At 46.5% G+C, this 14300-nt stretch carries 10 protein-coding genes and 1 pseudogene; all 11 read right to left on the reverse strand.

Annotated elements, in window-relative coordinates; translation table 11 throughout:
- On the reverse strand, positions 1–1524 hold a 1524-nt coding region (locus ABGY95_RS03540), incomplete at its 3' end, for a TIM-barrel domain-containing protein (protein WP_347440328.1).
- Between the two features lie 69 nt (positions 1525–1593).
- The gene (locus ABGY95_RS03545) at positions 1594–3135 is read right to left on the reverse strand and encodes an arylsulfatase (protein ID WP_347440329.1); all 1542 of its coding nucleotides are present in this window, start codon (positions 3133–3135) and stop codon (positions 1594–1596) included.
- Positions 3136–3216: 81 nt separating this feature from the next.
- Complete coding sequence (locus ABGY95_RS03550) at positions 3217–4752, reverse strand: sulfatase (RefSeq protein ID WP_347440330.1); 1536 nt, start codon at positions 4750–4752, stop codon at positions 3217–3219.
- A gap of 9 nt (positions 4753–4761) precedes the next feature.
- Complete coding sequence (locus ABGY95_RS03555) at positions 4762–6210, reverse strand: arylsulfatase (protein ID WP_347440331.1); 1449 nt, start codon at positions 6208–6210, stop codon at positions 4762–4764.
- A gap of 103 nt (positions 6211–6313) precedes the next feature.
- Positions 6314–6736 (reverse strand): hypothetical protein, encoded by a 423-nt coding sequence (locus ABGY95_RS03560; RefSeq protein ID WP_347440332.1) that lies wholly within the window; start codon positions 6734–6736, stop codon positions 6314–6316.
- A 92-nt stretch (positions 6737–6828) separates the two neighbouring features.
- Positions 6829–8298: a sulfatase-like hydrolase/transferase gene (locus ABGY95_RS03565; RefSeq protein ID WP_347440333.1), complete on the reverse strand. Its 1470-nt coding sequence runs from the start codon at positions 8296–8298 to the stop codon at positions 6829–6831.
- Between the two features lie 244 nt (positions 8299–8542).
- Positions 8543–9829, reverse strand: coding sequence for a TRAP transporter large permease (locus ABGY95_RS03570; RefSeq protein WP_347440334.1), 1287 nt, complete (start codon positions 9827–9829; stop codon positions 8543–8545).
- On the reverse strand, positions 9826–10356 hold the full coding sequence (locus ABGY95_RS03575) for a TRAP transporter small permease (RefSeq protein WP_347440335.1): 531 nt from the start codon (positions 10354–10356) through the stop codon (positions 9826–9828). The genes ABGY95_RS03570 and ABGY95_RS03575 overlap by 4 nt, the downstream gene beginning before the upstream one ends.
- 17 nt (positions 10357–10373) lie before the next feature.
- Positions 10374–11411, reverse strand: a complete 1038-nt coding sequence (locus ABGY95_RS03580; RefSeq protein WP_347440336.1) for a TRAP transporter substrate-binding protein — start codon at positions 11409–11411, stop codon at positions 10374–10376.
- A 483-nt stretch (positions 11412–11894) separates the two neighbouring features.
- On the reverse strand, positions 11895–13487 hold the full coding sequence (locus tag ABGY95_RS03585) for an arylsulfatase (RefSeq protein ID WP_347440337.1): 1593 nt from the start codon (positions 13485–13487) through the stop codon (positions 11895–11897).
- Between the two features lie 12 nt (positions 13488–13499).
- Positions 13500–14300 (reverse strand): annotated as a pseudogene (locus ABGY95_RS03590) (alpha-glucuronidase); the annotation flags it as partial.

A 14300-nucleotide genomic window follows, 5' to 3' on the forward strand; every position in this document is an offset into this window, starting at 1 on the left:
CTGTATCCAGCGGATCAGCAACTTCGTTATGTCCATATTGCGCTTACCTTTGAATCCTCCGATATCACATGTGCCGTACGGCATAGCGCCCAAACTCCAGTTCAGCATATCTGTAGGTGTTTTCTTCAACGCCTCCCAGCTTGATCGAATATCACCCGTCCAAACCGAGGCTCCAGTACGGGCAAGGCCCGGCGAGAACGCACGATTCAGGCTCCAGTGTCGAGCATTCGGGCGGTACTTAGCGAGTGCGTTTACCTGTGCCAGATTCCAGTTGGCATACAAACTATATGAAGCTTCTCCCTCATCATTCCACCAACCATCGACACCGTCCTCAAAAAGAGACTTGTTCTGCTTACCGTACCACTCACGGACCATGGCCTGCTTGAAGTCCAAATCCTTTGAGTGTATCCCGCGGATACGGGGCTCGCCTTCCGGCGTATGGTTAAGCAACATCCCTTTCTTGCGGCACTCCACCAACAAACCGGCATTCGCCAGTCGCGGCTTACGGATCATAACCGTATGTACACCCTGTTCACGGTACTTCTTGATCTGATTGGCCGGCTCGGGAAAAAGCTTTGCATTCCATCCGAAGTCTTTGAAGTCAGGATTACCTTTGTAGGTGTATTTGTAGTCAGGAGTATCTGTATAACATTCAAAATCGTAGATGAAGGCATCGACCGGCAGTTTACGGTCAATGAAATTTTTAAGAACATCTTCAATGTAAGCTCGGTCTTCCCAGCCCCAGCGACATTGCAGATATCCGAACACCCATTTTGGCGGAACCTTCGGGCGTCCAGTAATTTGCGTAAATGAATCCAGCGCCTGGTAAAGATCTGTAGCCGGCATAATATACAAGTCGCCTGATTGACCGGCGAACGACCACTTGATGGATCCTTCTGCGGACTTGTCTTCCCAGCTGGCAGGAGCTTCGTCGTCACCTGACACGCCGAGCAGCGCGTATCCAGCAGTAGTCCAGTAATAAGGTATAAGAGCCTTACCGTTGCCCTGTTTACTGTCTCCCATTTTCTGCATGAGATTGGATTCAAAATTTCCGCAACCGTACCCAAAGAACTCGCGCTGACTGTCCCATCCGACGTTAACGGATACTATAGACACGTCCTCCGCAGTGGTCTTTTCGCCGATCGACTGAAGTGGAATGATAGTCTCTCCCTTGGCATTGAGGACCATCCACTGCTTTGTTTCGGACTTAAACAGCAGCTGCCCTGCCGCGGATTTCACACCGACCAAACCATCTTTTTCTACCGTTTCCCATGTTGCAGGAGAAACAACAGACGTCTTATCCAGGAATATACTTGGATGAGCCTTAGGTGCGCCAGCATACGAAACGCTCAGTCTGAATGCGCCTGAAGGCGTGACGGCCAACTCGGCCTGTCCACCGTTCAGTTGAACAATGATACCCTGGGCGGTTTTTTCCGATTTCGCGGCCGCAACAGCCTGGGAAACCTGACTGAACAGCGTGAGCATGCTTAACGCAGCTAATGATAACGACTTTCTCAACAACATAATTTTCTCCTATTTCATTTATTTATAAATTATTGGTTATTTCTTCTGCACATATTTTTCACCTTTGACCTATAGTCCTTTTTGACAATTCGCGCTCCATTTTTCAAATTCTTTTTTGAGAGAATCGACAAGTTCCGGCTTTTGATCTGCAAGATTATTCGTTTCGGTTCTGTCTTTTGACATATCGTAAAGTTCCCAGGGACCTTTATTGAATGAAACCAATTTTAACTTTCCTTTTCGGATGGCTCTGCCATCTCGGAAATCGAATCCCATTGTGTATTTTCTTTGAGCGAGCTCTTTCTGCGAAAAACCTGGTACTAGACTCACTCCTTCAATTGGCTTCGTTTTGTTACCTTTAAACTTTGCCGGATACGTTTGTCCTGATAAATCGAGAGCCGTACTCATTATATCAACCAGATGAACCGGTTCATGATTCCAGCCTCCTTTGGCAGTAATCCCTTTGGGCCAATAAGCCACCATGGGTGTACAAATGCCACCTTCATGACTGGTCGCTTTATGTTTAGCCAGAGGTGTATTCACTACTCGCGCCCAATCGCGACCGATGCACTCATAGCTCATCACACTACCCATTTTTTCATCGCCAGTGGGCTTATAGTTTTTGAAACCTTTTACTACGCGCTCATGACTTCCGCCATTATCTGAGAAGAATAAAATCAACGTATTCTCGAGCTCTCCCTGTTCTTGTAGTTTGCTTATAACTCTTCCAATGTTCTGATCCATATTGTCGACCATTGCAGCATGAATCTCCATGCGCTGCGCTTCCAGCTTACGTTCTTTTTCTGAAAGCCTTTCCCATGCTCTGATCTTTTCTGAGGCTAAAGGGGCTGTTTCAGGGTCAATAATTCCCTTTTCAATCATGCGCTTATATCTTGCTTCACGAATTTTCTGATAACCTGCATCATAAGCACCTTTGTATTTAGCAATGTCTTTTTCCGGCGCGTGTAAAGGCCAGTGAGGTGCATTATAGGCCAGATAGAGAAAGAAGGGTTTATCTTCGCCTTTATATTCATTCAGCCAGGAAATTGCATTGTCCGTGATAGCATCCGTCATAAAATAACTCGGATCTTCAGGCACATACGTTTTGCGCCACTTGTCATCCACCATCCATTCATACGATTTAATGTGAGGAAATTTTCCTCCATCCTGCAGTTTGTCTCCCGGATTCCAGAAATTACAAGCACCACCTTGAAAACCGTAAAAACGATCAAAACCTCTTTTTGGTGGGCGAACTCGACTATGGTTCTTGCCGCTCCAAAGAGTTCTATAGCCGGCATTTTGAAGTACCTCTGAAATCAATGGCCCGGCATCATAATTAGCGGCATTAGTCTTAGCTGTTACATAGCGCCCGGTCAACAGGCTTGAGCGGCTTGTATTACACTTCGATGTATTGTACATCTGCGAATAACGCAGGCCGTTTGCCGCCAGCTTATCGAGATTCGGCGTCTTAATCTCACTACCGTAACAGCCTATATCCGAATAGCCCATGTCATCGCACATAATTACAATAATATTGGGATGTTGATCTGCCCATGCCGTCAGTGTTAATCCAATTGTTACCGCAGTAACTGCTAAACATTTCAAAGCTTTCATTTATTACATCTCCATTGAGTTAGTTATTCTGCTTCTTAATACGTAAAGGACAGGCCTTACATACTAATTCTGGTACAGGAATTACTTCTTCTTCTTTTTCTTTTTCTTTTTACTCTTTGTCGAAGTTTTACAAAGATGAGCTTTTTCACTCCATTCCAAGTTGCGGTCAAAGAGTGTTCCATAGTGCTTATATTTGTGATACGGGACGGCTTCATTTTTCCACATTGTTACTGCATTATCATATTTTTGACGTAGCTGTTCAAGCTGTGGTGCATGCTCAGGATTTGCGGCTAGATTAGTCATCTCAAACGGATCCTTGTTGAGATGATACAATTCCTCGGTCGGTTCAAAACCTTCGCCACCGTACGACCAGTAGATATATTTCATATCTTTAGTTACCACCGACAAGCAGCGTGTAGCTTGCTTCCCCCAGACATTGATGAGTGATACAGAGTCATGAATCGATGATTTAGGATCCTTGTAGATATCCATTAAATTTTTTCCATCCATATTCTCTGGTGCCTCAATTCCAGCCAAGGCGAGCATGGTCGGAGCAAAATCAATACTGGCAGTAAGAGAATCAGCACGCAGCATCTTACCGCTATTCGGCGCACGCGGATCGTAAATAATCAGTGGAACTCGTGTGGATTCTTCGTATGGTAAAACCTTGGAAGCATAACCATGTGAACCACAGAAGAAACCATTGTCAGAAGTGTAAATAATCACCGTATTATCAGCGACACCACTTTCCTCGAGTTGTTTGATAACCATTCCTACAGCAACATCAATACCGTAGACCTGCTGATGATATGTCGCCATAACCTTATCGTAATGTTTATCATATCCCCAGGATTCAAAGCGCTTGTATTGGCGATCCTGCTTACTCTGTTCTGATAGGTGCTCTGCGTATTTGCGACCGTAGTTTGCCGGTTTTGTGAATACTTTGCCTTTATAGATATCATCAAAGCGCGGGTCAGCAGTTGCTGGTTTATGCGGGGCTTTAAAGCTGATTGACAAGCAGAACGGCTGACCTGCAGTCACAGAGTCCTTGATGAAGTCCTGACCAAATGCTCCATAGGACAATGTGGAGTGTGGATATTCCTTTGCATAACTCGTCATCGATACGTTGCTAGCCGTTTTGTAAAAAGTCTGCGAAGGGCCTCCGCCCCAGCGATCAAAATCATTGCTGGGAAGCGGGAGCGGTCCACCATCCACTCCGTCTTGGATATCAAAGCCAAACTTGCCGGCAAAGGCGGTTCGATAGCCATTTTTACGCAAGAGCATCGGATAGGATTTTTCCCAGATGGACTTAAGCATATCACCATGACCGAAGTTTGTACCCGTCTTGTATTCATACATCCCTGTCATTACTGTTGCACGACTGGCCATACAGATCGCTGTTGTAACGTAGTGGTTGTCAAATATCAGTCCGTCGTTTGCCAACGTATCAAGATTAGGCGTCTGTACATCTTTATTACCGTAGCACCCCATCGAATAGGTTGTCTGGTCATCAGACATAAGAAAAACTATATTAGGTTTCTGCGCATTGGCCTCAGCAGCCAATGCTACAACTGCTATTAGTGTTGTGAAAATCTGTATTTTGTAATTCTTGATCATAATTGTTGTTTACGATTTTTTCTTAGCTGTTTTCTTCTTCCCTGAATCCCTCTTCCAGATATCAATTTCTGCATCATTTTTCATTGCTGGGCCAGATGAACTTCGTCCATTCGCCACATAGCTTTCAAGCAGTTTTGTTAATTCAAAAACCACTTCTGGGAACTCAGCCTGCAGGTTATTCTGCTCATTTAAGTCTTTGCTCATGTCATAAAGCTGAACCTGCGGACCATCAGTTGTGTGCACCGGTTTTGTCCAGCCTCCCGAGCCTGAAGCAAGCAGCAGTTTCCACTTCCCCTTGCGAATAGCAAAATGACCACTTATGGAATGGTGAACGATTGCCTCTCGCTCACTCATAATCTGCTTTCCACGTATGGCTGGTAAAAAGCTGATACTGTCCTCGGCTGCATTATCCGGCAACTCATAACCGATAATATCAGCAACAGTAGCAGTCATATCGGACAAACCAATCAGCTGATTACAACGTGAACCCGGTTTGACACCACCATTTGACCACCTCAAGATGAACGGCACCCTATGCCCACCGTCCCACAAATCAGCCTTGGATCCACGCAAATACGCGCTAGGGTAATGTCCCTGTTCTTTTAGGTGGTCAAATTTACATTTTCTTGAAGTCCCATTGTCTGAGCTAAAGATGATAATGGTGTTGTCTCCCAGTCCATTGGCATCAATGGAGTCAATCACCCTACCGGCCATTCCGTCGGTCATCATTACAAAATCGCCATATTTCCCGAGTCCGCTTTTACCGATCCACTCTTCTGTGGGTAGAATAGGAGTATGCGGTGAACCGAATGGGACATAAAGGAAAAACGGCTTTCCGTTCTTTGCATCAGCGGCTTTTTTATTGATATAATCAACAGCAAAATCGGTTGTACGCGGCAGCATTTCAATGGGATCGATGATTTCAATAATTTTATCATCTTTACACAGTTCTTTCATACTCCGTGCGTGATGAAAGCCGAGCCATGTATCAAATCCACGTGTTATTGGTCCGTCGGGAATCGTTGTTCCTACAGTAGCTCTGGGTCCGTCGTAATGAAAATCCAAATGCCACTTCCCGGAGATTGCAGTTGAATACCCTCTCTCTTTGAGCATTTTTGCAAGGGTTAAGCGGTTTTCGGCAATAAGTGGCTCACCTGCGCCAGTCAGGACCCCTGTCTGAAGCCGAGTTCGCCAAGCATAGCGACCAGTAAGCAGAGCATAGCGCGACGGAGTACAGACCGATGAGGCTGTATGCGCATCGGTAAACGTCATCCCCTCTGTAATCAGCTTATCCAAGTTAGGAGTCGGGATCTTTCCCCGTTCAGGGTTAAGAGCTTGAACCTCGCCATAGCCCATATCGTCGGCATACATCAACACGATATTCGGCCGTTTCGTATCAGCTGCATTAAGCAGCGCTGTCGCAGCAATTATGCCCGCTATTATAAACTGTATCTTCATTTTTTTATCCTATGAGTTTTTCTTCGCCTCTGGAAGATTTGTTGTGAACATCACTTTGGTCATTTCCCTTCACACCCAAGCATTCGGCTTATTATTTGAGCTTCTATTTTGTAGCGGATTCTGGTTGTTTGGGAACATGGGCCAGACAGCTATTCAGGGGAATCGGTACGGAAGCGAGACGCTGCGAAGCCTGCTTTGCTGTATAGGTTTCACTCCAATGATTTATTGGCTCACGCGTAGCGCACAGCAAGCGGGTGCTCAATGGCGGTAGAGCTAGCGACGACACATTTCTTAGCTCAACAAGGTTGTCACCTTTGAGAGTGATGGTGTGCGGACATCCTCTTGGGGCTTTTAGTTTGAATAGCCATTTCCCAGCTTCGTCAGGAGTCGACTTTGCTGCCTCCCCACAGCCTCCAGTGGCCGTTACTTCGCCCCCAGAATCGGCCCACCCCCATACTCCGGCGTTGGTCTCGCGCTGGATCACCATGCCATCGGCAAAAAAGCCTGAAGGCTTTATATCAGCCACCAACACGGTGCTTATAGCTAAATATATAAATAAAATTGAACCCCTTACGACCATTTATCACTTAGGCATTAGTTTCATCACCGTATTGTCATTTATCTAAAGTATTTTTTAAATATCCAGTCTGGTTGCCAGCGGTCTCGGCGTTGTTTGAATTCGCTGTAATCCACTTCTTTTGCTTTGGGTGTATCGCTGTGCAGGGCTTGCTCGTCACCAAGTTTTTTTTGCCATTGCTGCATAGAATCCATCAACTTGGATGTGACATCTTCGGTTTCAGATCGTCCTGCTAGGTTGACCCTTTCCAAGGGGTCATTCTGAAGATCAAACAGCTGGGTGTGATTAATTTCAGGATAGACAAGGAGCTTCCAGCGCTCATCCCTGATCGATCTAATTTTACCGCTAAAGCCCATAAAAACGGTGTCCCTGATAGTGTCCCTCTTCCCTTGCCAGAGCGGAGCTAGATCCGCCGTATTGACAGCTGGAGCTTTGTTCACACCAGCCAGCTTGAGGAGTGTGGGATGAAGGTCGTGAATATACGTCAAGGCATGAGACATCTCCCCTTTAGGAACCTTAGGCCCGCGAATAATCAGCGGTGACTTCATGCTATGCTCGTAAAGGTTTTGTTTACCCATGAGCCCATGCTGACCAAGACTCAGCCCATGATCTGCAGTAAATATCACGTAAGTATTTTCTCGGTCTTCCCTATTCTCGACCGCCGCAAGCACTCGCCCGATTTGTTCATCCAAGTGAGTGATCAGCCCATAGTATTCGGCCATTTGCTGCTGAACCATCGCTTTAGGCCTTGGCCATGGAGCTAGGCTCTCATCTCTCATTGTGGGATGAAGCAATCCCGTATCGAATGGGTGCAGTGGCAGGAAGTTTTCAGGTACTGGAGGCAAGTTTTTATAGTACATCTCACGATAGGCAACTGGTGGGTTCCGGCTATCGTGTGGAGCAGTGAATGCCACATACAGAAAGAACGGATCTCCTTGTTCCTTTGAGAGAAAATCGACCGCAGCATCGGCAAACATGGTGCTGGAGAAACCTTTTTCGACTCGACGGTTCGTTAGTTTCCCATGCTTAATCTCAACGAGCGGCACTTCGATATGATTGCACATCCCTCCAAGAAAAACCGAACTGCCCGACTGAAAACTGCGCAACAGGGTTTGGGGACCGTTATGCCACTTGCCGACAATGTGTGAGTGGTAGCCTTGGCTGCTCAGCTCTGCTGGTAGTGTCTTTAGGCCGCTCCACTTCTTAGTATCCTCAATCTGCATCCAATGACGCCCGGTCATCAACATCGAGCGACTAGCCACACAGACTGCTCCACTGTAGGAACCTCCACAATAAGTCTGGCGAAATGAAAATCCGGCATCTGCTAAACTATCGAGATTTGGCGTCTTTATGTGTGGATTGCCAAATGCTCTAACTGTATTTGCCTGTTGGTCATCCGAAAAAAGAAAAATAATATTCGGTTTCTTGGGTGCCTTCGACTCCTCTTGCGCCATTGCCAGCGGTCCAGCTAGGCTCAGAATTATAAGTAAATCTTTCCACATTTTTCTCATGTCAATAATCTAGGCTCCGCATCATTTGCAGGATCTAGTAGGTAGGTAGGTGGGTAGGTAGGTAGGTATAGCAGTGTGTAAAATTGATGATCGATGTATAACATATTATCTAATGTCGCTGTAGGGATACAAACAGTTTAGATGACTATTTTTGGATCATTCCAATGTTTTAAAACGTCTAACTATCCTATAAAAATGCAGGTATCCATAGGCTAATTATGTTAAAGAAACTCGAATAAATTGATTATTCCAGCAGGTTTGGTAGCCAGAGCGAGATCGATGGGAAATAGCTGATCAACATCAGGGCGATGATCATCGCTATGTAAAATGGCACCATAGCTCTGGAAACACGAGCAATATTTCCCTTACCTACACTACATCCAACAAAAAGGCAGGTGCCCACCGGTGGCGTGCAGAGCCCGATGCAGAGGTTGGTGATCATGATGATTCCAAAGTGAACTGGATCTATGCCTAGCGCAGCGCTTACTGGGGCTAGAATGGGAGTAAAAATTAACACGGCAGGTGTCATATCCATGAAGATTCCCACAACCAGTAAAAGCACGTTGATGGTGAGAATGATGAGCAAGGGGTTTTCACTGATACCCATTAAGGCAGCGCTACAGAGCTGCGGGATTTGTTCGCTTGTTAGAAACTGGCTCATGGCTCGGCTTGAAGCCACGAGTAGAAGTACGACGGCTGATGTCCGGACTGCGCGGTAAAGTAGACCTTTGAGATCCTTCACTTTGACTTCACGGAAGCAAATGACGGCTAGGATAAACGCCCAAACCACGGCAATAGCAGAGGCCTCAGTGGGGGTGAACCATCCTTTGAGTATACCTCCTAGGACGACGACAACCAAGGTTAAGCTAGGAAGCGCCTTGAGCCCGCTGATGACTATCCCTTCGGCTGCTTCTTCGATCCCGCCTATACCTCGTTTTTTACTGATGAAAAAGCTGATCACCATGATCATCAATCCTACGAGGACACCGGGCATGATACCGGATAGGAAAAGTCGGTCGATAGAGATCCCGCCCATGGTAACAGCGTAAACAATCATGACATTGCTGGGAGGAATCAGTAACCCAGTGGTCGCTGAGCATGTGGTGAGCGCAATATTGAAATCACGGTCGTATCCCTTGCGGTTCATTTCTGGTATCAGTGTACCTCCGATGGATGACACTGCAGCTGCAGCCGAGCCGGAAATAGCCCCGAAGAGCATGCAGGTCACTGTGTTGACCCAAGCAAGACCTCCCGGGAATCGGCCCACGATTGAAGCTGCAAAATTGATCAAGCGTCGCGCTTGTCCACCCGCACCTAGAAATTCGCCAGCAAGGATGAAAAAGGGAATGGCTAGCAAGGTAAAACTCTCTGGTCCGGAGGCCATATCTGAAGCCACCGTGACAAGTACTTGCTCGTAGCCCAGTGCCCAGGCGGCAATAACAGTAACCGCGGCGAGGACAAAGGCGATCGGCACATCGATCACCAGCATGGCCACAAACAAAACAATCAGGATGACTAGGGCTATACTCATACGTCTGTGTTCCCTTCGGTTGAAATTGCGTTTGTCTCTAACTCTGTGTCCGCATCTGTCATTTTGTAAGTTTCTATAAGCATCCCGATATTAAAGAGCACGATGAAACATCCGTTGAACGGAATAGCTAGGTATTGCCAGGCTTTGTGGATGCCTAGAGTGGACATCATTTGTCCAGAACCGTAGCGCTCCATTGTGAGCTGAATACCACCCCAGACCATTACAGTTACAGTAAAAACAAGCACTAACAATAGAGATACAAGTCGAGTTATTTTGCGCGCCGATGGGTGCAATTGGGTCATCAGCAGGTTAATCCCGAGATGGGCTTTGTCGTAGTATGCGATAGCGGCACCGCAAAAGACTAGCCACACCAACAAAAACGTGGCGAGTTCCTCAGTCCAACGGATTTGACTTCCCAGCAGATAGCGCGAGCCGACGCCAAGCACGACATCAGCGATGAGGATGACAAACACGCCGATCGAGAACCAAGCTAGGAGCGCGTGTAAGAAACGGTTGAGAACATACATAGTAAAAAACGATCGGGCTATTGTTGCGTTGCTTGAATGCGGTCGTAGAACAGCTTGATATCACCTACTGCATGTTTTTCAACCACGGGTTTGACGGCTTCGCGGTAGGGTGCCGTGTCTACCTTGAGGATGGTAACGCCCTCGCTTTTCATTTCAGCCAAGGCTTTTTCGGTGGCTTCACCCCACAGTTCGCGTTGGTACGCTGAGGCTTCTTGCATCGCCTGTTTTACCCAATCTCGTTCTTGGTCATTGAGCCGTTGCCAGATTTTATCGCTAACTACTACCATGTCCGGAATGCGGGAGTGAGCATCAAGTGTGAGGTATTTACAGACTTCGCTATGGCGCGATGAGGTGATGCTCGGTGGGTTATTCTCAGCACCATCCACCACTCCTTGTTTGAGCGCGGTGTAGAGTTCGCCCCATGGAATTGGTGTGGGGGAACCGCCTAGCGCCTCTACTAGATCCATGGCTACAGGGTCGCGCATGACTCGAAATTTCTTACCTTTCATATCGGCTGGGCTTTTGATCGGATATTTGGAGTAAAAGTTCCGGCTGCCTGAGTCGAAATATCCTAGGCCGACAAGGCCACTTTTTTGTCCATCATCCCGCACGGAGAGGCGGTCGAGCAGTTCACTGCCGATTTCTCCCTCGAGTACAGACCAGTAGTGATCGCCGTCGTTAAACATATACGGCAAGCTAAACACCTTCATGAGACTGACAAAGTTACCCATCGGGGCAGCACTGGTTTTAGTCATTGCCAAGGTCCCAATCTGGAGCTGTTCAATACATTTGGTTTCATTACCCATTTGCCCAGATGGAAAAATGACGAGTTTCATCTTTCCGCCCGAGATTTCTTCAAGTCTCTCACCGAGGTGGACAATGCCAGCATGGACCGGATGGTTAGTGGCTAGACCATGGGCGAATTTTAGGGTGCGGGGTCTGCTTTGGCCACTGTCTTCGGAGAATTGATTGCGTGAGATTACGGCGAAGATCAGGCAACTGACAATACAGCCTATTAGAAGACCGGAGATAAAGAACGATGATGATTTTTTCATGATTTGGGTAACTTGGAGCGCTTAGCTAAAAGAGCGTTGTGTATTTGATGAGGAAATATTTATTGCTGAGTAATCTGCGGGAATGGTCATGCTGAAGGTAACCAGTGGCTTCACTTTCTTACCGATAACGGAGTAAATACGCTACAGCCAGTCCCTCTGCAATTGAGAGAAAGAGAGCTCTCTTGAAATTTTTGAGCCAGGCTTAGTAATGTTGACATATAGTAACATAAACACATACCCACTTAGACCGTATATCTCTGATTTACCAATGACCAAGAACCCGACCTGCCGATACAAAGCGCGCATTTGGCGTATCATTTTTTCTTTAGCGTTTTCTAGCTTTCCATAAATAATGCCTATTTGACTTTCAATTCTGCCAGCAGCTCAAGTGTATCTTCTCCATAAACTCTTGATGTTAGCAAAATAGAAAATTCAGCCTAAGATTAGGACGTCAATTCGGTGACATGGGCATTCTACCCATTGCTATTTTCTCTTCTTTTTTGCTTTTCGTTGCTGTTTGGGTGTCGGAGTAGATCTTAGCCACCCTGCATGCATCTCAGATAATTTGCTTACAACTTCTGGATATTTTTTACTAAGATCGGTCTTTTCAGTCTTATCAACATCCATGTTATATAAACGCCATGGAGACCCTTGATCACTCACTAGACGCCAGTTCTCATGGCGGATAGCCTTACCTTTACCATAGTTCCAAAAGATTGGTTTACCGCGCACCACCTCTCTCTTCTTAAAGATGGGAACTAGGCTCTGCCCCGGCATCGGTATGACTTTCTCTCCTTTAAATTCCGTGGGATATGTAGCACCACTGGCATCTATAAAGGTAGGCATCATATCAATCAAGTGACCTACTTTGTGAGATATACGATTCTTCCCATCGATTCCCTTCGGCCAGTATGCTATCAGTGGAGTACATGTCCCGCCTTTGTGAGCATTCGTTTTGAAGAGTTGAAAGGGTGTATTGCTCACATTTGCCCAATCAATTCCGAGTTTAGTATAGCGCTGCATAGAACCGATCTCGCCTTGATCTGCACCTGAATTATACGCCTTGAAACCACCGGAGTCACTACCGGGAGAACAGCCATTATCGGAGGCAAACAAGACAAGCGTATTATCCAACTCGCCTTGTTCTTCTATCTTATTAAGTACCCTACCAATATTCCGATCCATACAGTCAATCATTGCCGCATAAACAGCCATGCGCCGATCTTCTTTCACCTTCTCGGCTTGAGTCAACGAATCCCACTCTCGGTATGTCTGATTCGACAAAGGAAAGGATTCATCAATCAACCCCATTTCCTTCATTCGCTTATACCGAGCCTTACGGTAAAACCCATAGCCTTGCATGAATTTACCTGTATACTTTTCAACATCTTTCGGCCATGCCTGCAAAGGGTCATGCGGTGCCGTGTAGGCTAGATAAAGGAAAAACGGCTTATCCTCGTTTTTGTATTCCTCAAGATAATCTAAGGCATAGTTAGTGAAGTAATCCGTAGTGTAGAAGTCTTTTTCCTTTGGCGTGTAAGGAGCTAATGTTTTTCCATCGATACACCATTTACGGGGAAACATGGCTTTCTTATGCGCAGGCTCTACTTCTCCCGGCCGAGCTTTTCCCGGGTTAAAGTAATTGCATGCACCGTCACGCAGTCCGAAATAACGGTCAAATCCACGGTCGTAGAGATTATCCTCTCCATGATGCTTGCCGGCAGCAAGAGTCCGGTATCCGGCCTCGCGCAATACCTCAGCAAGCGTGACCGAGTTTTGCAGTTTCCCCGGCCCTCTTGCGATGTTGTTCTGCTGGGCATAAAGCCCCGTAAGCAAGCAGGCACGGGATGTAAAGCACTTGGCTGTATTATGCATCTGGGTAAAACGGATTCCATTTTCAGCAAGCCTATCCAAGTTCGGAGTCTCAATACCGCTGCCGTAACACCCCAGATCCGACCAACCAAGATCATCGGCCAGAATCATCACTATATTGGGCTGGTCCTGTTTGCCGTGAGCAAGAGCAGGAACCATTGCCGCGAGCAATAGAGCCAAGCGCCATGTAATTTTTTTATTCATTATCACAGTTAATTACTTATTTCTACTATCCTTAATGCCGGATTTTTTGGCGAAATAGGAGTTCATAGAATCTCTCCATTCCTCGGCGTACTTGACCTGTTCGCTGAGTCTTTTGCTCACGTGCTCGAACCGCTCATCATCAATCTCCCCCTTGAGAGTCTTCCAATCACTCAGATAGTTCTCGACCTGTTGCACTCCATCATTGTGTGCATCGTAAATATGTTGAATCACGGTTTTTCCTGACTTTAACTTGTGAGTATAAGGGAGATGGTGGAAGAATAGTAGTAATTCCTCAGGGCAGGTTTCGACATTCTTGTACATGTCATATACTGGCGGATGGTACTGCCCTGCGTAATGGCTATGACCATTGCTTGCTTTGGTTCTGTCGAAACCAACACCTTTACGATCAGCCTTATGATACTTGACTCTCACCTTAGGATCTGGTCGGAAGTGACTTTCATCGTTATCCGGGCAACCGTTTGACATGAAGCCGATCCCCAGGGGCATGGTGTAGTCTTCGTAGGTTCTCCATGAGGTATTGAGTATTTCCCCAACAACCTTACGCACCTTCTGGTTGGCGCCAAATGCCTGGTATGCCCATTCATCTGCAATCTGCTCGGATGAAAGTTCAGTATCCCATGTTAGTCTTCCAAAGCCGTATAGGTTCGCTTGTGCTAATAAATGCCCAGTCCAGTTCATGTCGTCTCCAATATTTGATACTCCGGCAATTCCTGAATGCTTGTACTCAAATGTTTCGCCGCTGAGCACTTTTTTGACTTCCGTTCCTCTTCCTTTAGCGTGGGTATCAAAATC

Origin of the sequence: Rubritalea sp., from assembly GCF_039830215.1 — a bacterium.
Taxonomy (GTDB): Bacteria; Verrucomicrobiota; Verrucomicrobiia; order Verrucomicrobiales; family Akkermansiaceae; genus Rubritalea.